Annotated in this window: 22 protein-coding genes, 1 tRNA gene and 1 pseudogene; 8 read left to right on the top strand and 16 right to left on the bottom strand. The window is 64.6% G+C overall.

The genetic code is table 11. The annotated features are described in order from the left end of the window. The first annotated feature begins 3 nt into the window (after window positions 1-3). The 3 genes from xseA to AAG591_RS05630 are packed head-to-tail and all read left to right on the top strand — an operon-like array spanning window position 4 to window position 2,662. On the top strand, window positions 4-1,470 hold the full coding sequence (xseA, locus tag AAG591_RS05640) for an exodeoxyribonuclease VII large subunit (protein WP_342530038.1): 1,467 nt from the start codon (window positions 4-6) through the stop codon (window positions 1,468-1,470). 38 nt (window positions 1,471-1,508) lie between these two features. Continuing rightward, window positions 1,509-1,712: a DUF2093 domain-containing protein gene (locus AAG591_RS05635; protein ID WP_342530037.1), complete on the top strand. Its 204-nt coding sequence runs from the start codon at window positions 1,509-1,511 to the stop codon at window positions 1,710-1,712. Continuing rightward, window positions 1,709-2,662: a M23 family metallopeptidase gene (locus AAG591_RS05630; RefSeq protein ID WP_342530036.1), complete on the top strand. Its 954-nt coding sequence runs from the start codon at window positions 1,709-1,711 to the stop codon at window positions 2,660-2,662. Before AAG591_RS05635 ends, AAG591_RS05630 begins: the two co-directional genes overlap by 4 nt. 395 nt (window positions 2,663-3,057) lie before the next feature. On the opposite strand, the gene rpmB is transcribed toward AAG591_RS05630, so the two are convergent. Further along, on the bottom strand, window positions 3,058-3,348 hold the full coding sequence (rpmB, locus tag AAG591_RS05625; protein ID WP_115491042.1) for a 50S ribosomal protein L28: 291 nt from the start codon (window positions 3,346-3,348) through the stop codon (window positions 3,058-3,060). A 133-nt stretch (window positions 3,349-3,481) separates the two neighbouring features. Between rpmB and AAG591_RS05620 the strand changes: the two genes are divergently transcribed. Continuing rightward, window positions 3,482-3,937, top strand: coding sequence for a nucleoside deaminase (locus tag AAG591_RS05620; protein ID WP_342530035.1), 456 nt, complete (start codon window positions 3,482-3,484; stop codon window positions 3,935-3,937). Here AAG591_RS05620 and AAG591_RS05615 read toward each other — a convergent pair. From AAG591_RS05615 to AAG591_RS05595, 5 genes are all read right to left on the bottom strand, one after another. Continuing rightward, the gene (locus AAG591_RS05615; protein ID WP_342530034.1) at window positions 3,934-4,638 is read right to left on the bottom strand and encodes a ribonuclease T2 family protein; all 705 of its coding nucleotides are present in this window, start codon (window positions 4,636-4,638) and stop codon (window positions 3,934-3,936) included. The two genes, AAG591_RS05620 and AAG591_RS05615, sit on opposite strands and share 4 nt — an antisense overlap. Window positions 4,639-4,641: 3 nt before the next feature. Then, window positions 4,642-5,067 carry a hypothetical protein gene (locus tag AAG591_RS05610; protein ID WP_342530032.1) on the bottom strand — a complete coding sequence of 142 codons (426 nt, stop codon included), beginning with the start codon at window positions 5,065-5,067 and terminating at the stop codon, window positions 4,642-4,644. 67 nt (window positions 5,068-5,134) lie between these two features. After that, entirely contained in the window at window positions 5,135-6,016 is an 882-nt protein-coding gene (nadC, locus tag AAG591_RS05605) for a carboxylating nicotinate-nucleotide diphosphorylase (protein ID WP_342530031.1), read from the bottom strand. 101 nt (window positions 6,017-6,117) lie between these two features. Then, window positions 6,118-6,915 carry a LytR/AlgR family response regulator transcription factor gene (locus AAG591_RS05600; protein ID WP_342530030.1) on the bottom strand — a complete coding sequence of 266 codons (798 nt, stop codon included), beginning with the start codon at window positions 6,913-6,915 and terminating at the stop codon, window positions 6,118-6,120. 7 nt (window positions 6,916-6,922) lie between these two features. Next, window positions 6,923-8,176 carry a sensor histidine kinase gene (locus tag AAG591_RS05595; protein WP_342531211.1) on the bottom strand — a complete coding sequence of 418 codons (1,254 nt, stop codon included), beginning with the start codon at window positions 8,174-8,176 and terminating at the stop codon, window positions 6,923-6,925. Window positions 8,177-8,269: 93 nt separating this feature from the next. Between AAG591_RS05595 and AAG591_RS05590 the strand changes: the two genes are divergently transcribed. Next, a complete protein-coding gene (locus tag AAG591_RS05590; protein ID WP_342530029.1) occupies window positions 8,270-8,887 on the top strand; it encodes an HD domain-containing protein in 618 nt (205 codons plus the stop codon). Here the strand turns inward: AAG591_RS05590 and AAG591_RS05585 are convergent. The 10 genes from AAG591_RS05585 to AAG591_RS05540 all read right to left on the bottom strand — a co-directional run bounded on the left by AAG591_RS05585 (window position 8,884) and on the right by AAG591_RS05540 (window position 17,939). Continuing rightward, a complete protein-coding gene (locus AAG591_RS05585) occupies window positions 8,884-9,915 on the bottom strand; it encodes a hypothetical protein (protein ID WP_342530028.1) in 1,032 nt (343 codons plus the stop codon). The genes AAG591_RS05590 and AAG591_RS05585 overlap by 4 nt on opposite strands. After that, entirely contained in the window at window positions 9,912-10,619 is a 708-nt protein-coding gene (locus AAG591_RS05580) for a DsbA family protein (RefSeq protein WP_342530027.1), read from the bottom strand. The genes AAG591_RS05585 and AAG591_RS05580 overlap by 4 nt, the downstream gene beginning before the upstream one ends. 12 nt (window positions 10,620-10,631) lie before the next feature. Beyond that, window positions 10,632-11,999, bottom strand: a complete 1,368-nt coding sequence (locus AAG591_RS05575; RefSeq protein WP_342530026.1) for a M48 family metalloprotease — start codon at window positions 11,997-11,999, stop codon at window positions 10,632-10,634. Window positions 12,000-12,011: 12 nt separating this feature from the next. Beyond that, window positions 12,012-13,112: an alpha/beta hydrolase gene (locus AAG591_RS05570; protein ID WP_342530025.1), complete on the bottom strand. Its 1,101-nt coding sequence runs from the start codon at window positions 13,110-13,112 to the stop codon at window positions 12,012-12,014. Next, window positions 13,054-14,157 carry a phosphatase domain-containing protein gene (locus AAG591_RS05565; protein ID WP_342530024.1) on the bottom strand — a complete coding sequence of 368 codons (1,104 nt, stop codon included), beginning with the start codon at window positions 14,155-14,157 and terminating at the stop codon, window positions 13,054-13,056. Before AAG591_RS05565 ends, AAG591_RS05570 begins: the two co-directional genes overlap by 59 nt. A 72-nt stretch (window positions 14,158-14,229) precedes the next feature. Continuing rightward, complete coding sequence (locus tag AAG591_RS05560; protein ID WP_342530023.1) at window positions 14,230-15,684, bottom strand: PAS domain-containing protein; 1,455 nt, start codon at window positions 15,682-15,684, stop codon at window positions 14,230-14,232. A gap of 104 nt (window positions 15,685-15,788) precedes the next feature. Then, entirely contained in the window at window positions 15,789-16,256 is a 468-nt protein-coding gene (locus tag AAG591_RS05555; protein WP_342530022.1) for a DUF2141 domain-containing protein, read from the bottom strand. Continuing rightward, a complete protein-coding gene (locus AAG591_RS05550; RefSeq protein ID WP_342530020.1) occupies window positions 16,214-16,936 on the bottom strand; it encodes a sterol desaturase family protein in 723 nt (240 codons plus the stop codon). The genes AAG591_RS05555 and AAG591_RS05550 overlap by 43 nt, the downstream gene beginning before the upstream one ends. A 64-nt stretch (window positions 16,937-17,000) precedes the next feature. After that, complete coding sequence (locus AAG591_RS05545) at window positions 17,001-17,510, bottom strand: MmcB family DNA repair protein (protein WP_342530018.1); 510 nt, start codon at window positions 17,508-17,510, stop codon at window positions 17,001-17,003. 51 nt (window positions 17,511-17,561) lie between these two features. After that, entirely contained in the window at window positions 17,562-17,939 is a 378-nt protein-coding gene (locus AAG591_RS05540; RefSeq protein ID WP_342530017.1) for a hypothetical protein, read from the bottom strand. A 140-nt stretch (window positions 17,940-18,079) separates the two neighbouring features. Here AAG591_RS05540 and AAG591_RS05535 point away from each other — a divergent pair. The 3 genes and pseudogenes from AAG591_RS05535 (at window position 18,080) to AAG591_RS05530 (ending at window position 19,712) form a co-directional block, all read left to right on the top strand. Further along, a tRNA-Arg gene (locus AAG591_RS05535) sits at window positions 18,080-18,156 on the top strand. A gap of 170 nt (window positions 18,157-18,326) precedes the next feature. Beyond that, window positions 18,327-18,488, top strand: a pseudogene (locus tag AAG591_RS15185) (DUF6538 domain-containing protein); the annotation flags it as partial. A gap of 366 nt (window positions 18,489-18,854) precedes the next feature. Next, complete coding sequence (locus tag AAG591_RS05530; protein WP_342530016.1) at window positions 18,855-19,712, top strand: site-specific integrase; 858 nt, start codon at window positions 18,855-18,857, stop codon at window positions 19,710-19,712. The last annotated feature ends 115 nt before the right edge of the window (window positions 19,713-19,827 follow it).

The following is a 19,827-nucleotide window of genomic DNA, read 5'->3' as shown; positions in this document are numbered from 1 at the left end:
CGCGTGTCCAATCCAGACGATACTGATCCTTCGCTGCTAGCGAACACCAGGCCGGGCGACAATTCCGAGCCGCTCAGTGTGAGCGATCTTTCGCGCAGCCTGAAGCGGGTGGTGGAGGACAGGTTCGGCTTTGTCCGCATTCGCGGCGAGCTGTCGGGGGTAAAGCGCGCGGCCTCAGGCCATCTCTATTGCAGCCTCAAGGACGACAAGTCGGTCATCGACGGCGTTATGTGGAAGAGCGCCGCCCCGCGCCTCGCCTTCCGGCCCGAAGACGGGGTGGAGGTGATCGCCAGCGGCAAGGTGACCACCTACGCCGGGCGCAGCAAATACCAGATCGTGATCGAGCGGATGGAGCTGGCGGGCGAGGGCGCGCTGCTCGCGCTGCTGGAGAAGACCAAGGCGCGGCTGGAGGCGGAAGGCCTGTTCGCACCCGAGCGCAAGAAGCCACTCCCTTTTTTGCCGAAGACCATTGGAGTGGTCACCTCCCCCACCGGCGCGGTGATTCGCGATATCCTTCACCGGCTGGAGGACCGCTTTCCCAGCCACGTGATCGTGTGGCCCGTGGTTGTGCAGGGTGAGACCGCGAAGGGGCAGGTGAGCGCCGCTGTGCGCGGTTTCAACGCGCTTGAACGCGGCGGTGCGGTGCCTCGGCCAGACCTGCTGATCGTCGCGCGTGGCGGCGGCTCGATCGAGGATTTGTGGGCCTTCAACGAGGAAGAGGTGGTCCGCGCGATCGCCGATTCGGAGATACCCGTTATCTCTGCGGTAGGACACGAGACCGACACCACGCTTGCCGATTTCGCCGCCGATCACCGCGCGCCGACGCCCACCGCCGCTGCCGAGCGCGCCGTGCCGGTGCGCGCCGAACTGGCGGCGGGGCTGGCGGACCTTGGCGCACGGCAGATGCGCTGTGCCTCGCGCCCCGTGGCGCTGGGGCGCGAGCGGCTGGACGCCTGCTCGCAGCGCTTGCCCCGGCCCGAGACGCTGCTGCAACCCGCCGCACAGGCGCTCGACGATGCGACCGAACGGCATCGCCGCGCGCTGGTCGACCGCGTCGGGATCGGCCGCGCCGCGCTCGATCAGGCGGCGGCCCGGCTGGCCCCGGCCACGCTGCGCTGGCGACTCGATCAGGCGCGCGAGCGGCTGGCGCATGTGCGGCTGGTGCCGGGCACGCTGACCTCGCGGCTGGAACGCGCGGGGGAGCGGCTGGAGGCGGGTGTTTCGATGCTCCGCTCGCTCGATCCCAGGGCCCCGCTCAAGCGCGGCTATGCCCTGGTCTTCGGCCCCGACGGCGAACTGGTCCGCAGCGCCGGCACGGCGCGCAAGGTCGGAGCGTTGCGACTCGAATTCGCGGACGGGCAGGTCGGTGTGGCCACGGGCGATTCGCCGCCGGCCGCGCCCGCCCCACGCAAACCCGCGCGCAAATCGCCGCCTCCGCCGAGCCCCACACAGGACGATCTGTTCGGATGAGCCCTTTCTAGCGCGCCGCGCGATGCTATATCGGGGGCATGCTTACCACTTCCAGCGATCAGCCTGCCAAGCTTCACTACGGCCCCAATTCCTTCCGCGTGCTGCGCGGCGGGCGCTTCGTCACCTGCGCGGTGACCGGCGAACCGATCCCGCTCGACACGCTGCGATATTGGAGCGTCGAGCATCAGGAAGCTTACGCGACCTGCGAGATCGCGACCCGTCGCCTGACCGGCCAGGCGTGAGTTTGCGGCTGACGGCGACTGCGGCGGCTGGGTTTGCGGGTCTGGTCGCGCTCGGCAGCTGTTCGACCGCCAATAGCGATGCGCAGGCACCGCGCGAGGTGGTCCAGCCGATCGCCGAGACGCCTGTGCCTGCGCCGGTCACGACTCCCACTCCGAAGCCGAGCCCTACAGCGAGCCAGGCCCCCGTCAGGACGACGTTCTCTTTTCGCGGAGAGCTGGAGCAGGGCGGCTGGATTCGCGGGCAGGTGCCCACCGGCACCCGCAGCGCTCGCCTTGGCGACCAGGAGGTGCGCTTCGACGAGGATGGGACTTTCTTCGCCGCGTTCGACCGCGATCAGGGCCCGCAGATAGAGCTGGTCGCGACGCTGGAGGACGGGCGGACGATCTCCAGCCCGCTGACCGTCAAACCCCGCGACTGGCAGCTCGAATATATCAACGCCCCCTATCGCGCGGGCCGCAGCAGCGCCGAGTTCGAGCGGTTGCGCGGCAAGGAAGTCGCACAGATCGTCGCCGCACGCGAAAAGCAGACCGGGGCGGACGGCTGGCGGCAGGACTTCATCTGGCCGGTTACTGGGCGCATTTCGGGCCGATTCGGGTCGCAGCGCGTTTACCAGGGCAAGCCCGGCCCCTATCACACGGGGCTCGACATCGCGCCCGGCGCGGGCGTTCCTTACGTTGCGCCTGCCGACGGGGTGGTGACGCTGGTCGCGCAGGATCCCTTCACGCTCGAAGGCAATCTGCTGATGATCGACCACGGGATGGGCCTGAACAGCGCGTTCCTTCATTCCGCGACCATCGTGGTGCGCGAAGGGCAGAAAGTGCGGCAGGGCCAGTATCTGGGCACGATCGGGGCAACGGGGCGCGCGACCGGGCCGCATCTGCACTGGAGCCTGAAATGGCAGGACTCGCGACTCGATCCGCTGCTGTTCCTTGGGCCGATGCCGGACTGAGGGGGGCCGCCTGATGCGGTGGCGGCGATTCGGCTGCCGACGCTTCGCCCCTGACACACCTGGCACAGTGTTCAGGGGCGGAAAGTTTGTGCACCTTAACTACGCGCATTTGGGGATCGACGGTGTGAAAGAGCCGCGCATATTGCCCTACACTTCTCCTCCCCCTTGAGGGGGAGGTCGGGTGGGGGTGTACCAAGGCCGATGGCGGGGAACCCCCACCCCTAACCCCTCCCCAAGGGGAGGGGGGACAATGGCCTCAGTCGAATATCGTCGGACCTTACCGCTGGCGCAGCATGTAGGACAGCGGCGCGACCGCCGCTCAGACACGACTCGAGCGCGATTCGCAGCGAACTGCGACCGCGCCCGGTTTCAATCGATTGGAAAAGCCGAAAGGCTCAGGCGGCTTCCTTGGCCGCCTTCTTCAGCTCACGCTTCACCTTGAGGGCGCGCGCAGAGAGCTTTTCGTCCTTGGTCTTGAGCAGCCAGTTGTCGAGCCCACCATTGTGCTCGACCGAGCGCAGGCCCTGCGTCGAGACGCGGAACTTGAAGCTGCGGTCCAGCTTCTCGCTCAGCAGCGTGACGTTCTGCAGGTTGGGCAGGAACACACGCTTGGTCTTGTTGTTCGCGTGGCTGACATTGTGGCCGACCTGGCGGCCCTTGCCGGTCAGTTCGCAGATGCGCGACATGGCTTATCTCTTCTCAAAAAGGTGATCGGTCTGTGCCGGAAAGTCGCCGCGCTTAGCGGCCGATACGCGAATAGTCAACAACCGATCGTGGTCCTTGCCGATCCGACGTGGCGCTTATAGCGCAAATTTCACGATGACGCGATGGCCTTTGCCCGACCCGATGAAAGCCGCTCTGGAGCAGGCGCAATTGGCCGCAGACGCGGGCGAAGTGCCCGTGGGCGCGGTGGTCGTGCGCGATGGTGAGGTGATCGCGTCGGCGCACAACGCGCCCCGCACGCTCGCCGATCCGACCGCGCATGCCGAAGTGCTCGCGCTGCGCGCCGCCGCGAAGGCGCTGGGGCAGGAGCGGCTCGAAGGCTGCGACCTGTGGGTCACGCTGGAGCCCTGCGCGATGTGTGCAGGCGCAATCGCCCACGCGCGAATCGGGCGGCTCTACTACGCCGCGCCCGATCCGAAGGGCGGCGCGGTGTCGCACGGCGCGCGGGTGTTCGAGCATGCGCAGTGCCATCACCGGCCAGAGGTTTATTCGGGCATGGGCGAGGAGGTGGCGGCGGGGATGCTCAGGAACTTCTTCGGCGAACGACGCTAAAGCCCCCGCCAGATCTTCGCCGGAGCATCGTCCGCCGCGCCGCGCGTCGAGGGCTTGCACGCAGCAGGCAGCCAGTCGCGCCCGTAGCAGAGCCGCAGTTCTTCCAGCCAACCGCGCTCGTTAAGCACGACCCCGATCATCTCGGGCCGCCAGTTGGTGTTCGCCTCCATCCACGCCTCGCGGATGTCGCCCGCGGTCAGTCCCTCCTTGCGCGAAAGCCGGTCGAGGTCGGGCCAGTCGAGGCTGCGATGGAGGATGCGGGTGATGCGGAAATAGCGGTCGGGCGTGTCGGCCATGCAGCTGCCGTGCTTGGCCCATTGCCGCATCGCGAGGCTGGCGGAGGGTTGCACGCACATCTGCCGGGCGAGCTGCGCGCCGGTGGGACGGGCGGGCCTCGCCCTGCACCATTGCGGCGAGACGCGCGCGCCCTGCGGCCACAGGCCGTGGACGATCAGCCCGAAGCTGCCGCTGCGACCGGAGCACTGCCACGCGTGGCGCGGCGATTCCTTGCGGGTGCGGCAGAACTCCGGGCTCCAGCTGAGCGACAGCACGTAACCGGTGATCGGCACCCTGCGGGTCGGCGCATCGCGCGCGACGCTTGGTATCGAAACGCTGGGCGGCAGGTTGCACTGGTAGCTCTGCGCGAGGGCTGCGGGGCAGGCCAGTGCGGCCAGCGCGCCTGCGAGGACCGCGCGCAGCAAGGGTCAGCCCTGCGGGTCGCCGGGCGCGTTGCGGCCGTTCAGCCAGCGAATCGAATCGCCACGGAACAGCATCGCCACCGCCACCGCCTGCGCGATCAGCGATAGCAGCCCGTAAATCTCCGAAAGGGGCATGGGCCCGACGAAATAGCCGCCGACGCTGACCAGCGAGAGGAGAAAGAACAGCACGATGATCCACTTGGCGATGATCACCCGCTTGCGCGACACCAGGAACCACAACAGCAGTTCGACCGCGACGAATGCGGCATAGGCCGCCAGCGGGAACAGCGGCGACAGGGCGACGCCGCTGGTCGCACTTTGCGCGGCGACTTCGGCCTTCAGCGTGCCATAGCCGCTGACGAACTGCAGCAGCCCCAGGAAGATGGAGCCGAGATAGGCGTAGTCGAACACTTTCATCGATTGCGGTTTCATCGGTGCCCCCAGATTGACCGTCGTTCGTCAGGAGTGACCGATCGCAGGCCGTCGGGCAAGCCGCCGCCTAGTCGAGAGTGGTGAAATCGAGGCCTATGTCTGCTGCCGGCGCGCTCTGGGTGAGCCGCCCGACCGAAACAAAATCGACTCCGGTCGCTGCCTTGGCCTTGATCGTATCGAGGTTGATGCCGCCGCTTGCCTCGGTCGGCACGCGGCCTGCCACGATGGCAACGGCGTCGCGCAGCGTATTGGGCTCCATATTGTCGAGCAGCAGCCGCGTGGCTCCGGCTTCGAGCGCGGGTTCGATCTGGTCGAGCCTGTCGACCTCGCAGATGATCTCGGCAACGCCGGCCTCGGCGGCGCGGCGCACGGCCTCGCCGACATTGCCTGCCACGGCGACGTGGTTGTCCTTGATCATCGCCGCGTCCCACAGGCCCATGCGGTGGTTCGCCCCGCCGCCCATGCGCACCGCGTATTTCTCAAGATGGCGCAGGCCAGGCAGCGTCTTGCGCGTATCGAGCAGGGTGCAGTCGGGATTGTCCATCCGGTCGACATAGCTGCGCACCAGCGTAGCGATGCCAGAGAGGTGCTGGACGGTGTTGAGTGCGCTGCGCTCCGCAGTCAGCAGCGCGCGAGCATTCCCCTCGATCCGCATCAGGTCGGTGCCCGCAGCCACCTGTGCACCATCCTCGACCAGCGTCTCGACCTCGCACTCGGCGTCGAGAGCGCGAAAGAAGGCTTCCGCGATGGGCAGACCGGCAACGGTTATCGGGTCGCGGCTGTCCATTACGCCTGAAAAGCGTGCATCGGCGGGAATTACGGCTGTCGACGTCACATCACGCCCGCCACCGGGAAGCCCGGTGCCGAGGTCCTCGGCCAGTGTTTCCTGGACGAAACGGTCTAGATCGAAACCGGGGAGGGCGAAATCAGGTGTTGGGCTGGTGCTCATCGTCCAATCTTCGTCATTGCGAGCGACCGCAGGTCGCGCGGCAATCCATGGCGCCATGGATTGCTTCGTCGCTCCGCTCCTCGCAATGACGGGCTAGAGGGTCAATGCACGAACCGCGCGACGACGTCGCGGTAGGAGCGCGAGACCTTCACCTCGGCCCCGCTGCCGAGCACGAGGAAGCACTCGCCATTGGTGTGTGGCTTCACCTGACGCACCTGGTCCAGATTGACGATGGTCGAGCGGTGGACGCGCTGGAACTTGCGCGGATCGAGGCGCCGCTCCAGATCCTTCATCGTTTCGCGCAGGATCAGCGAATTGTCGCCGGTGTAGATGCACATGTAATCGCCCGCGGCCTCGATATGCTCGATCGAGTCGACCTCGACGCGGAAGATCTTGCCCCGATCCTTGACGTTGAGCAGCTTTTCGAACCGTTCGCCGCTTTCGGCGGTGCCTTCCTGCAGTTCCTCGGCCGTTTCCGGGGCTACCTCTGCGAGGACGTTCATCAGCTTTTCCGCCTCGTCCGCGCCGCGCTTCTCGTTCATGCGCTGGCGCACGCGTTCGATCACGTCGGCCAGCTTGTCCTCGTCGACCGGCTTCATCAGGTAATGCAGCGCATTGGCCTGGAAGGCGCGGATCGCGTGTTCCTGGAAAGCGGTGACGAACACGAACAGCGGGGGCTCGATGTCCATCACGCCCTGAACCACGCCGAACCCGTCGAAGCCGGGCATCTGGATGTCGAGAAAGACGAGGTCGGGGCGCAGCGTCTTGATCTTGCGGATGGCCTCGCGGCCGTTCGAACACGTGTCGATGATCTCGACATCCTCGAACGGTTCGAGGCGCAGCTGCAGGCCCTGAATCGCGAGTTTTTCGTCGTCGACGATGATCGTTTTGATGGTCATTTTTTCACTATCCCATGGCGCGGGGGTACGCCGATGTCTCAACGGACGTCTGTTCGTCCTGTTTCCCGGTTTCGAGACGGGTATCCTGCCTCTCTTCGCGCAAAGAGGGATGCGTGGTCAATTCGGGCGGCGGCGCCAGCGCTGCCATGTCTTCCTCGACCTCGCGTTCGAAGGGAATTTCGATAATCACCGTGAAGCCGCCCTGAACCGGAGAGCGGATTTCGAAAAGGTGATCGGTTCCATAGGCTTGCGCCAACCGATCGCGGATATTGGCGAGGCCCACGCCGGTCGAATCGGGGCTCGCGCTGCTCGGGATCGAATCGCGGGTGGATTCCACCGGATTCTTCAGGCCCGGACCCGTATCGGATACCACAAGCCGCAGCCGCGATCCGGAGAGCTGCGCGGTAAGCGAAATCTTGGCGCCCTCCTCCAGCGGGGAGACCGCGTATTTGATCGCGTTCTCGACCAGCGGCTGGAGCAGCAGCGAGGGCAGCCGCGCCTCCGATGCTTCCTCGGCAATGTCGAAGTCGGTCTGCAACCGCTCTTCGAACCGCATCCGCTCGATATCGAGATAGAGTTTCAGCGTCTCCACCTCCTGCTCCACCGTCACCGTACCACCCGGCTCCGAGATCAGCGTATGACGCAGGAAGCGCGACAGCCGGGTCAGCATCGCGTTGGCGGGCTTGGTCTGCTGGAGCAGCACCAGCGTGCTGATCGAATTGAGCGTGTTGAACAGGAAATGCGGATTGAGCTGATAGCGCAGCATCGCCAGCTGCGCGCTGGTCGCCTGCGCCTCCAGCCGCTCCAGCCGGTCCGCCTGCTCTTCCAGCTGGAGGAAATAGTTGATCGCGTAATAGAGCCCGGTCCAGGCACCCAGCAGCGGGCCTTCTACCGCGAGATAGAGGAAGAACAGCTGCGTCAGCGTGGTCTGGCGATCGCTGTAATAGAGCCCGGCAACCCACGCTTCGATCAGCACCTGGATGCTCAGCGCGGTGGCCAGCGCGAGAACGGTAAAGCCCCACGTCACCAGCGGCGGCCGCCCGATGAGATTGCGATAGACGACCGACAGGATCAGGCTGAACGAAAAACCGGTCACGGTCGCGATGAATACGATCATCAGCAGGCCGAAGCCCTGGCCATTGGCGAGGCCCTGTACGCTGCGCAGCACCATCGCGCTGCCCCAGCCCGCGAATTGCAGGTTCCAGAACGCACGGTTCTTGTTCGCGAAGAAAGGCGCAGGACGGGAGGGCAGCACGGCCATCATGGCCCCGCTTTAGCGCAAGCGTGCGCTTTCGCCCAAACTTTTGCGCACCTCTCTGCGATGGGATATGTCTGGCATACGAGGAGAGGATTTATGCAACCCGCAGACACCCTGCATTCCGCCGCCGAGCGTGCCAAATTCCGTGAAATGAAGGAAGGGACCGCCGAGGATTGGGCGATCATCGGAAGCGAATACCGCGCCTTTGCCAAGGGGCTGCCGGACAGGGTTCTCGATCATCTCAAGCTGCTCGACGGCGATTTCGGCGGTTTCCCCGTCTGCCGGCTGGAGCATTCTCTCCAGACCGCGACTCGCGCGCATCGCGACGGGCGCGATGAACGATACGTGGTGATGGCGCTGCTCCACGACATCGGCGATACGCTTGGCAGCTATAATCACCCCGAAGTCGCCGCCTCGATCATCAAGCCGTTCGTGAGCGAGGAAGTGCACTGGATCTGCCAGAACCACGGCGCCTTCCAGGGCTATTACTACTTCCACTTCCTCGGCATGGACAAGGACGCGCGCGAGGCCTTCCGCGACCATCCGCATTACGAAGCGTGCAAGCACTTCTGCGAGGAATACGATCAGGCAGCATTCGACCCTGCTTATGACAGCGAGCCGCTGGAATTCTTCGAGCCGATGGTGCGGCGGGTAATGGCGAAGCCGCTGAGTTCACCCTACGCCAAGGCAATGGAAGACGAAGCCGCCGCCTAGCGGCTGGGCAATTTCTCGCGGCGGAAATGGCGCGGCCAGTCGGCGGCGCCCTCGCTTGCCATAAGCGATTCGATCTGCGGAATTTCCGCCGACATATTCTCGACGCGCTCGTCCCACGCATCGTGGTCCCGGTCACGGAAGATCCACATGCCGTGGCGCGGACCCCATCGTTTGAAGAATTTTGCGCCGCCGTCCGGGTCGAGCCCGGCATTGGCGAGCAACCATGGACTAAGACGATCGGCCTCACGCTCGGTCAGCCGCACACCCTTGCGGGTCCGCTTCCCATAGGCATCGAACCATGCGCGGTGGCGCAGCAGGTTATGGGCGAATTCGTGTGCCACAATACCCGCCAGAAGCGCTTCGGGATAATCCATGCCGACGAATTCCGGCCCGATCACCACCCGGTGCCCATCGGCAACGGCGCGGCTGCCCAGACCGACCTCGAACCGGCTTGGGCAGGCGGAAACACCCTCGATCGTGAGCACGAGAGGCGCGCCCTCGCGCAGCACGGTGACCGGCAGCGCGCCGGTTGCGGCGAGCAGCCGTTCGGTTTCCGCCCGGATCGTTTCGATCCGTTCCCACGGCTTGGTATTCTCGTTCGGAATGTCGGCAATCTTCAGATCGCCGACCGCGATGACGGTGTCGTCCAGCCGCAGCCCGGCCCGCTCCGCCGGGCCACCCGCGACGAGCGCCTGGACCCCCACATCTCCCTTGAGGCCCAGCGCTCTGCGCAAGCCATCGGCATCGGCGTAGGCCCCGACATCGTGGAGCAGCAAGCCGTCGGCGTAGGTCGTATTCTCGCAATAGCGTGCATTGCCCGTCACCAAGCGGTAGCCGATGGTCAGGACGCGCGTATCCTTGGCGCGCAGGTCGACCACTTCGGGGGGCAGCGGCGGGCGCGATACCGCAGGAGGCGTCCCGGTGTCGGTAGCCGGTGGGGCGGTGGTTTGAGCCAGCGCCGGCGTGCATTGCAGCGAGAATGCCAGTGCAGCGCACCCGATCGCGCCGGGAGTTAGCCGACCTCTCACCGCTCGTCGCCCGAATCTCCAATGGCGTCGGCTAGCGCGTCGACACCCTGCGCACCGTGGAGGATGCGGTTGCCGGTGATCCATGCGGGCGTCCCGCTGAAGCCCAGTTCCTGCGCCAGCATCTCGTTGCGCATCAGCTCCATCGTCACATCCTGCCCCTGCGCGTCCTTGGCCGCCCGTGCAAGATCGAGCCCGGCGGCCTTTGCCGCGCGGTCGATCGCGGCGGCATCGGCGGTTTCTTCCTTGAACAATGCGCGATGGAATGCGGCGAACTTGCCCTGCTTCGCAGCCGCCAAAGCCATTCGTGCGGGCGTTTCGCTGCCTTCGAAGATCGGCCATTCCTTGATCACCACCCGCAGTTCGGGATCCTTGGCAATCAGCTGTTCGACATGCCCGCTGCTCATCCGGCAATAGCCGCAGTTGTAGTCGGAAAATTCGTACAGCGTATGGCTGCCCTTCGGGTTGCCGAGGACGGCGCCGGGGAACGGCTGCCGCCATTCGTCGCCCGCGGCTTTCAGCCGCTGCTGCGCTTCACGGTTCTGAAGTTCCTGCGCCATCTTCGGCAGCAGTTCCGGGTTTTCGAGCAGGTACGCCTCGGTCTGTCGGTCGGCCAGACCGGTGACCGAGAACAGCCCCGCGCCGATCAGCCCGCCAAGCAATGCCAGCGCGAATACGCCCACGCCGCGCAGGATTGTCTCTTTCATTCGGTCAATGCCCTAACTTTTGTCGCGTTCGCGTTCCAGCGCGGCCTGCGCTTCCATCCGCACGTCCTGCGCGCGCAGCCAGTCGGCAGATCCCACCGGCAGAGCCGATTCGGCCAGCTGTGCACTGCGCAGCGCCTCGATATAGCGGCGCGTCATCACCTGCTGTTCCGCGCTGGCAAGATGCGCACGCGGCATGTCCCCCTGTGCGGCGTAGACCACGCCCAGCTGATACCATGCGAATGGATTGAGCCGATCCTTCGCGACGGCGGCGCGCAGCACGTCTTCGGCCTCCGCGAAATTATCGGGGTTCTCGGTCGCGATCAGGGCGTGGCCGAACAGCGATGCGATCAGCGGTTCGTTCCTGGTCAGCTCGGTCGCCTGCCTGAGATCGGGCAAGGCATCGGCGGGGCGGCCCGATTCGAGCAGCACCTGTCCGCGCAGTTCGAGGAAATAGGGATTGTCGGGATCGCTTGCGACGAGCGCGTCGGTCTCTGCCAGCGAAGCGTCGACCTTGGCCTCCTTGTGATAGGCGTAGGCACGCGCGTAGCGTGCCGGGATGCTGGTGTCCGACGGCGGATAGGTCTTCAGCGTAAGCACGGGTTCCGACAGATAACCGAACAGCTTGGCGCGCACGCGCTCGAACCGGGCCTGCAGCTCCGGATCGGGCGGAGTGTCCCACGCCGGATCGACCTCGTAGACTTCGCGGAGGCGCGCGATGCGATCGCCCGACAGGGGGTGCGTGCGATAGAACCCGGCCTCGTCGCTCTGGCTGCGGCCATAGCGATATTCCTGGTTGAGCAGCTTGCCGAAGAATTCGAGCGAGCCCTTCCCGGTGATCCCCGCGTCGGACAGGTACTGCGCGCCCGCCGCATCGGCGGAGGATTCCTGGGCGCGGCTGAAGGCGAGGTACTTGCCCAGCGCCGCCTGCTGGCCGGCCATCACCGCCGCCATCGCCGCATCGCCCGATCCGGCGACGGCCGCGGCAATTCCGACCAGCAGCGAGAGGATCGAGATATTGCGTGCACCGCGTGTGCCGTCAGGGTTGCCGAGCGCGTGCCCGCCGACAATATGGCCCAGCTCGTGCGCGATCACGCCTTGCACTTCGTTGGCGGACTCGGCCGCGTTGAGCAGCCCCGAATGGATATAGACCACCTGCCCGCCGGCGACGAAGGCGTTGATCGACGGGTCGTTGACCAGCACGATATCGACATTGCCCGGGCGCAGGCCCGCCGCCTCGACCAGCGGATCGGCCATGTCGCGCAGCAGCGCCTCGGTCTCGGCATCGCGCAGGACGCTTTGGGCCATGGCCGGCTGCGCCATCAGCGTCGCCGCCGCCAGGATTGCGATCAGTCGGATCAGGGAACGGTGAAGCGCGGCCATGTCGCCCGCATGCTAGCGTCCTGCGGGCTGAATGTCTCCTGAAGCTTGCGCGCCCTGCGCGGCGGCTGCGTCCGCCCGAGCGTCTTCGCCGGTGGCCTGAAGTTCGCGCGCCTGGCGCTGCGCCCGGATACGCTCCCGCGCGGATTGCTTCACCTGCTCGCGCAGGAATTCGAGCACCTGGGTTTGCGTCCGGGGATCGAAATACTCGAACGGCTGGGCGAGCGTCATGAGGATTTGCGAATGGTCCATGCCCCTGAAGACGACATGGCGCGCATCCGCCCCCTTGGCGCCTAGCGCGTTGAACAAGGTCTGCGCGTTCTCGGGCTCGACCGTCTCGTCCTTGTCGCCCGTCATCAGCAGCATGGGCGGCGCATCCTTGCGCGCAAAACGGATCGGCTGGGTCGCCGCCAGCGGGCGGACCTTGCCGAAGGCGTCCTTCGCGTTCTCGGTGTCGAGTGGCAGGAAATCGTAAGGCCCGGCGAGCCCGATCACCGCGTCGATCGTATCGTCGGGCAGGCCGGCCCGCCGCGTCCAGCGCCTGTCGAGGCCGAGCATGACCACGTTGTAGGCGCCTGCCGAATGCCCCATCAGATAAATCCGGTCGGGATCGCCGCCGTACTTGCCGATGTTCTGGGAAGCCCATTTCAGCGCTGCGGCGCTGTCCGTCAGCATCGCGGGATACTTGCCTTCGGGCAGCAGGCGGTAACCGACGTCTACCACCACGAAACCCTTGGGCGCGAAGTTGCGACCAACGAAGCCGTAGGCGGCCGGGTCGCCATCGTGCCAGCCGCCGCCATGGATGAAGAGAAGCACCGGTTGCGCACTGTCTTCGGGCGCATCGGCGCTGCGATAGATGTACAGCTTCTGCGCCTCGTCCTTGCCGTAGGCAATCGGTCCGCGTTCCTCGACATCCTTGTAGAAGGTGAAGGCGAGGTCGGTCTTGTCGAGCACATGGTGGCGCAGGTCGGGCCACAGCCAGTGGTACAGATTGTACGCGAGAATCGTCAGCGCCAGGACGAAGATCATCTGGAACAGGCAGCAGCCGCCCGGCTCCTTAGGCTTCTTCTCCAGATCCCGGACCCACCGTTTCCACGATGCGCGATGTTTCCCCATGCGGTGCAACCCCTGCTGCTCTCAGGAAATCCCGGCCGATCGCATAGCTGTTTCCCAGCCACAGGGGCACCCCAAAGCTCTCTATGACCCGTTTCGCGTCAAGTTCGGCCTCGGACAGTGCCTTTTCGGTCGTCCGGATGAAGACTGCAGCGATCCTTTCCGGCTCGCGCTCGACGGCTTCGGCGAATGCGGGCAGGTCGCCCTGCGTGTCGTCGCCGATGAAGGCGAAGCGCAGGTCGGAGAAATGATCGAGGATGGCCGCGATCGACGTCTGTTTGTGCTCGCCGTGACTCCGCTTGCCGATCGTCGCGCGGTTGAACCCCCAGCGTCGCAGGAACAGCGCACCCAGCGGCAGCTCGCGCGATCGCTTGAACGCGACGAGATAGGAAAACAGGTTCCACGGCGAAGATGAGATGTAGAAGAACGGGCGATGCGTCGCCGGGATGAAGCTGCCGGTCGGCTGCTGGTTGCTCGGCACGGACAGGCCGCCGCCGATCGCGCCGTAGAAAACGTCGGCACCTTCGACCAGCAGGCGTTCCTGCGGCATCTGCGCGAAGATCCGCTTCAGGTTGCGCACGACATTGTGCAGGCCGCCGGTGATGCCGGTTTCCATGATTGTGTCATCGATGTCCGAAATCACGCCGATCTGGGCATCGGTCCCGGGCACCAGCACGTGGCCGATCACCGACTGGTGCCCCTCGCGCGTTTTCCAGCCCAAACGGACCACTTCCCACGCGGTGCTTTCGGGATAGGGCCAGTCGCCCTCCAGATCGATCTCGAACTGGAAATAGCCCTTAGCGTCGGAAGCGGCAGCGTAATCGAAATCCTGCCCGTCCTCGCGGGTGAGGCACAGGGTTACCCCCACCCCGGCAACGGGCTTGGCAAAGAACTGCGACATCATGACGCGGATGGTCCGCCACCGGCCCGCGGTGTCGAATTCGGGCGCGCGAGAGCGCAGCGTGCGACCGGTCACGATCAACCTGTCGCGGCTGCGATAGCCGAAGAACGGCTGCACGCGAACCGGATTGCGCCTGAAAAGCCCCATGCTGCGCGCAGCTAGCGCGCCCGCGACCTCAGGTGAACCCCCAACCGGTGGCTATTCGCCGGGAAACCTGGCTCAATCGACCAGTTGCTTGGCCGCACGCGCCAGCAGGCGGGTGTCTTCCTCCATCTCGCCAAGAAACGAGACCTGCCCCGCTTCGCCGCGCCGGATAAGACACAGCGCGTAGGGTGCGCCCTCGGGCGGGATGGCGGCCAGCGGCCTTCCGTCGAGCTTGCCAAGCTTCCCGAGTGTGCGTGCCGAAAGCGTCGGTGCTGCGGCGCCTTTGCCCTCGCGGCGGAAAGCGCGTTCGCATGCAACCAGCGCCTTGATCCCGCCGTCGGTCCGTTCGAGAATTTCCGCCAGTTCGCCCGCTTCGATGCCTTCCCGCTGCGCGTAGGAGAGGACCGCGGCGTATTCGGCGATACGCGACTTGTCGTAATCCGCCCCGAAGACGAGCTTGACCACCGGTGTGGTCGGCGCGCGCGGAGCGACCTCGATACCCTGTTCTTCAAGCAGTCGCGCAAATTCTTCCGGCTCTCCCTGCGCGGCGAGACCCAGATCGTAAGCTCGTCCGATGGCGCAATAGAGTGTGCTGCGGCTGCGGCTTTCGGATTGGCGAGCCTCCTCGGCAAGCGCGCGCGCTTCATCGAGGAATTCCCGTAGGCTGCCGACCTTGCCGTGATCTTCGCGGCGCGAATCGTCGACCGGTTCGTCGTGCGTGGTGTCGAAGGTCAGCGTGGTGTCGGGTGCCAGATGCGCATCGAGAGCGGCGAAGGCGGGTGGCGACAGGGATGCTGAGGGATCTTCGTCGTCCTGGTCCGCCACCGCGCCCGGGCCGTCTGCCCAGCGCGTGATCGATGGCGTGACCACCTGGCGCGTCCGCGACGCGGGCATCAGCCCGCTGTCGTCGAGGTTTTCGGCCCCGTTTTCGAGGGCCTGGTCGATCTCGAGCAGCAATTCGTCGGTGGTCAGCTGGTCGGCGACTTCCTTCCAATTGATCACCCCGTAAACGAAGTCGATCGTTTCGTCGTCGGTCGAAAAGGGCAGCAGGATTCCGCGATACAGGACGGTCAGCCCGTCCTGGTTGATGAATTCGGCCTCAAACCCGATCGGCGCCTCGTTGGCGATGATCTGCATGTAGTGGTCGGTGATTCGGCTCAGCAGCGATCGCGAGGGCACATCGGCCAGCGTTTCGATGGGAGTTGCACTGCCGCACTCGCCCGCAAGCTTCTTGCCCAGAAAGGCGATTGCCGGATTCTCGATCCCGCTGGTGAAATCGAGCAGCACGCTGTTCTCGGAGAAATCGGGCAGGCTGTCGGGCTCGATATCCTCGACGCTCGGATAGGTCCGGTCGCCGAGCAAACCCGCCCAGTAATTATAGGCGCGCACCTGCATGCGTCGCTCGTCTTGTCCCACGGGCGCGGGGGGAGCGTCGCCTACCGCCAGATCGTTGTCATCTTCGGCATCGTCCCAGGCGGCGTTGTCATCCGCACCGTCGGAAATCCCGAATTTGCCCCGCAAGCTATCCATCGTGTCACCAGACCCTTTAATGATTGGGGCCTGTTGTGACGCTGCATGGTAAATATTCTGTTATTTCAAAGCGGGATGGGCACGCTGGTGACGGCGGTGCCGGTTTAGCGCGACAGGTACCTCATCCGGATCGTCTGGTAGACAGGCGCATCGCTGTCGACGTGAAAGGCTGCGGCGGAAAACCGCGGCGGGCCGAGCCGCAGTTTGGCATCGCGCGAAAAGCCGAACCCTTCGGTCGGTACGAACAGTGCCTTGTCGACCTTTCCGTTGCCATTCTCGTCATGCAGCAGTGAGATCGCGTATTCTCCCGGTGCGACATCGTTGAAAACGATGGTCACCCGCGTGTTCGCGCGCACTATTCGACGCTGCGAAAGACTGTCCTTGGCGCAGTCGGGGAAGGCCCCGCCGCTCGGCGTCAGGCAGGCGAGCACGGTCCCTTCGGCGGAGCGCAGATCGACGACTGTCACCACGACATCCTGTCGGGCGGGGGCGCTGTTACCCAGCGCCAGCAGCGCAGCCGTGCCGAGCGTCAGCGCTCGAAGCTGTCCGATAATCCGCGGTCGGTTTTGCATAGACGGTCCCAGAACCTGAAATAGAGGCCGAAATTACACATGTAACGTTCGTGGTGGAGCTGGTGATGACTCGCTGTGATGATCCACCCGCCAACTGGCGAGCGCACCAACCAACGCGGAAACATTTCCCACCCCATGTGGTTCGTGACCCCCATGATCGTCATCACGGAGAGAACCACGCCAAGCATAGCAATGTGAATCGGCACGAGGAAGACCAGAAGCGGGACAACCACCGCACCGGTGAGTGCTTCTATCGGATGAAAACTCATCGCGGCCCATGCCGTCGGCGGGCGGCTGGCATGATGGACGGCATGCGCGACCCTGAACAGGCGCGGGCGATGCATCCAGCGATGCGTCCAGTAGAACCATGTGTCGTGGGCAAAGAGATATATCAGCACCGACAGCGGCAGGTACCAAAGGGGGTAGGCGTTCCAGTCGCGGTAGATCATCGTCCAGCCGAACCGGTCCCACCCGAACGCGACCAGGCCAGCAGGCGCGCCGTAAATCGCTGCCGAAGCAAGCGACCAGCCGATCTCTCGCCGGATTTGCGGCCCCAGCTTGTCATGATATCCCGGTCGCACCCGAGTGGTTAGCGCGGCAAATGCGCCGCTCACGGCGAGGTAGCGCACGGCGACGATCGCCGTCATGGCGAAGATCGAAAGGATAAGCGCGAGCAGCATGGGCATTCTCCTATGCCGCAGGCGCGAACAGAGCGCGAGACCTTTTGCCCGCCCGTGCTTCTCGCTAGCGCTCGCCGCCCCAGGGCGCGCAATCAGGATCGCAGGCTATGGTAGAGCGGCGCATGGTGGTGCGCGCCAGACGCTCTATCTCGACCTTCCGGCGCGCCGGGGCGAGCGGATGGCGGGCGGCGGGTCGCAGGATCTCCGCGTCGTATCCGTCCGCAATAATTACTCCGCACCGTTCGGGCAGGTAGGCTTCGCCGTCGAGGATCGCTGGATCGAGATGCGACCCGATGCCCCAATAGAACTTGTCGCAATGATCGAGGTAATCGGTCCACTTGGAATCGCCGGTCAGGTCGGCCCGCGCCACCTTGATCTCGACGATGATGACATGGCCCTTGGCATCGATGCCCATCAGATCGGCCCGTCGTCCGCCACGCAGCGGCATTTCCGTGCAGCACCAGATATCGTTGCGCGCGAAAAGGCGCATGATGCCGCGCGCGGCCTGGCTGGCATCGCACAATGTTTCGGGTGCAGCGGCGGCGCTATCGATCAGGAAAGGTGCATCGGCCATGACCGCTTAGGAACAGAACGGAAACACGGTGTCAAGCGGGCTTCGTTCGCGCTAGCTGCGCAGGGCGATCTCCGCCTCGCTGAGCACCTTTGCGCGCCCACGCTGGTACTCGTCCCACAGCCGCACCGCGGCGGCTTGCGGGTTGGCCGAGGTGCCATGTGCGCCCAGCAGCGCGTCGAGCCCCGCGCGCATCGTCGCGACGAGTTCGTGCAGCGCAAAGGTCGCGGCTTCGGCGCGATCGGGACGGACGCGCGCAAGCGATCCGATGCGCTCGTGCCCGTCGATATTCGCGGTCGGAGCCGGCCGCCCGGCCAGCATCGCGACCACGCGCGCAGCATCCTCTACCGCCGCCCACTGTTCGACGAGGGTGGTCTCGTTCGAGAGTGGAGCTCGCGGAGCAAGGTCCTGATCTGGCGCAAGGTCGCTCATCACCGGGCAGGCTAACCCGGCGATTCTTGCCAATCCCCTAAGATGGAAGAGAGGATTTTGCGGCCGTTCCACTCATCCGGGATTTTTCCCGTGGCACGCACCGCATCGCTTTGCTAAGCGCGCTGCTCGCATCGCGCGATGCACCCGTAGCTCAGCTGGATAGAGCGCTGCCCTCCGAAGGCAGAGGTCACAGGTTCGAATCCTGTCGGGTGCGCCATTCTTCAAGAACCGTCGAGAATCGAGCATCTTACCGACGCTACCGATGTAGCGTGTAGCACATCCGTGGCACACGCGGACGATAACCGGCATCGTCCAATCGACGGTTCTGGCGGTCAATCGTCGATCATCGTTGGACGCGCAACTGTGTATCACAAGCGGCTTCGAGGCATGTGGCGTCGAGGTGGTGTTTGGCAATTTCGGGTTCGCGTCCCGACCGACCTCGTGTCAGTGATCGGCAAAACACACATCAATCGCACGCTCGGAACAGGGGCGTATCCTGATGCTCTTTCACGGTGCCGCATTGTGGCGCTTGACGTTGCGAATTGGTTTGAGATCGTCAGGGCTGGTGGCATCGCTAGACTCGATCATTCCATCACGGTGACAAAGTCGCACAGACAACCGTCAACATCAGCATCAGCGACGCGTGGGGGCATATCGTTGGCAGAGGCGTGGGATCGGTATCTTGCTGACCCCAGCAGCACACGAACGGCGAAAACGACTCTAGCTTACGAGACCGTGAGGAACGTCGTGATTGCAGTTCTCGGAGCAGAAACGCTAGTCGCCGATATCGGGCGGCAAGACTGCCGACGAGTGCTCGACACGTTGCGGCATCTTCCCCCGAACTATGGAAAGAGATGGCCAGAGATGACGCCGATAGCCATAGCTGAGATGGCCCGGCACGATGGGCTACGGCCAATGGCCGCTGCCAATTGCAACGGCTACATGACCCGTTGGGCAGGCATGATGAACTGGCTTGTCAAAGAGGAGCTAGCCGACCGCAACCCATGCATCGGTTTGCGCGTCGCGGACCCCGTGCCGGTCAGGGACAAGCGTCGTCCCTTCTCGTCAGATCAGCTTCAGCGCATCTTCACCGGCTCGCCATTTGATGCGCTCAAACAACCTTGCCCTGATGGCTTGACGCCCGCGAATCCCTCGCAGTTCTATGTGCCGTTAATCGCCTTGTTCAGCGGTCTGCGACAAAACGAGATCTGCCAGCAGACGACCGAAGACATCGCCGAACTCGATGGGGTGCCATGCTTCATCGTGAAGGGCGATCCCTCAACTGGGAAGCGGGTCAAAACCGCCTCATCTGAGAGAATCGTGCCTGTGCATCCTGTGCTTGTTCGTGCTGGGCTTCTCGACCACCATTGCAGGCGCTGCGTTTCCGGCGAAACGCGGCTATGGCCAGACTTGAGGCCGGATAGATTTGGCTACGCTTCGGCGTATTTCTCGAAGTGGTTTGCGCGCTATCTGTCGCAGGTCGATGCTAAACGCGAACGGACGAGCTTTCATAGCTTCCGACACTGCTTCCGCGACTCGCTGCGTGCCGGTGGTGTCGAGCGTGAGTTGGCGTTCGCTCTCGGTGGCTGGACTGGCTCTCGATCAGGAACCGTGTCGGTTGGCGACATCTATGGAAGTGGCTTTGCCATCTCGGCCTTGCACGAGGCGATCTCTCGCGTTTCTTACGATGTAGCTGCACTACGTCCTCTGATATTGGGGGTGTCGAGTTCCTCGACACCATCAGTTGCGCGTCCAACGATGATCGACGATTGACCGCCAGAACCGTCGATTGGACGATGCCGGTTATCGTCCGCGTGTGCCACGGATGTGCTACACGCTACATCGGTAGCGTCGGTAAGATGCTCGATTCTCGACGGTTCTTGAAGAA

The organism is Citromicrobium bathyomarinum, assembly GCF_038594485.1.
GTDB classification, from domain to species: domain Bacteria; phylum Pseudomonadota; class Alphaproteobacteria; order Sphingomonadales; family Sphingomonadaceae; genus Alteriqipengyuania; species Alteriqipengyuania bathyomarina_A.
This window is presented reverse-complemented; position numbering and strand designations above follow the sequence as displayed.

Coding starts and splice junctions, on each gene's coding strand:
- AAG591_RS05530 (WP_342530016.1), top strand. CDS start 18,855: ATGGCCGCTGCCAATTGCAACGGCTACATGACCCGTTGGGCAGGCATG.
- AAG591_RS05570 (WP_342530025.1), bottom strand. CDS start 13,112: ATGGGGAAACATCGCGCATCGTGGAAACGGTGGGTCCGGGATCTGGAG.
- AAG591_RS05540 (WP_342530017.1), bottom strand. CDS start 17,939: ATGAGCGACCTTGCGCCAGATCAGGACCTTGCTCCGCGAGCTCCACTC.
- AAG591_RS05565 (WP_342530024.1), bottom strand. CDS start 14,157: ATGGGGCTTTTCAGGCGCAATCCGGTTCGCGTGCAGCCGTTCTTCGGC.
- AAG591_RS05580 (WP_342530027.1), bottom strand. CDS start 10,619: ATGAAAGAGACAATCCTGCGCGGCGTGGGCGTATTCGCGCTGGCATTG.
- AAG591_RS05560 (WP_342530023.1), bottom strand. CDS start 15,684: ATGGATAGCTTGCGGGGCAAATTCGGGATTTCCGACGGTGCGGATGAC.
- AAG591_RS05635 (WP_342530037.1), top strand. CDS start 1,509: ATGCTTACCACTTCCAGCGATCAGCCTGCCAAGCTTCACTACGGCCCC.
- rpmB (WP_115491042.1), bottom strand. CDS start 3,348: ATGTCGCGCATCTGCGAACTGACCGGCAAGGGCCGCCAGGTCGGCCAC.
- AAG591_RS05575 (WP_342530026.1), bottom strand. CDS start 11,999: ATGGCCGCGCTTCACCGTTCCCTGATCCGACTGATCGCAATCCTGGCG.
- AAG591_RS05590 (WP_342530029.1), top strand. CDS start 8,270: ATGCAACCCGCAGACACCCTGCATTCCGCCGCCGAGCGTGCCAAATTC.
- AAG591_RS05550 (WP_342530020.1), bottom strand. CDS start 16,936: ATGCTGCTCGCGCTTATCCTTTCGATCTTCGCCATGACGGCGATCGTC.
- AAG591_RS05600 (WP_342530030.1), bottom strand. CDS start 6,915: ATGACCATCAAAACGATCATCGTCGACGACGAAAAACTCGCGATTCAG.
- AAG591_RS05620 (WP_342530035.1), top strand. CDS start 3,482: ATGACGCGATGGCCTTTGCCCGACCCGATGAAAGCCGCTCTGGAGCAG.
- nadC (WP_342530031.1), bottom strand. CDS start 6,016: ATGAGCACCAGCCCAACACCTGATTTCGCCCTCCCCGGTTTCGATCTA.
- AAG591_RS05555 (WP_342530022.1), bottom strand. CDS start 16,256: ATGCAAAACCGACCGCGGATTATCGGACAGCTTCGAGCGCTGACGCTC.
- AAG591_RS05610 (WP_342530032.1), bottom strand. CDS start 5,067: ATGAAACCGCAATCGATGAAAGTGTTCGACTACGCCTATCTCGGCTCC.
- AAG591_RS05545 (WP_342530018.1), bottom strand. CDS start 17,510: ATGGCCGATGCACCTTTCCTGATCGATAGCGCCGCCGCTGCACCCGAA.
- AAG591_RS05595 (WP_342531211.1), bottom strand. CDS start 8,176: ATGGCCGTGCTGCCCTCCCGTCCTGCGCCTTTCTTCGCGAACAAGAAC.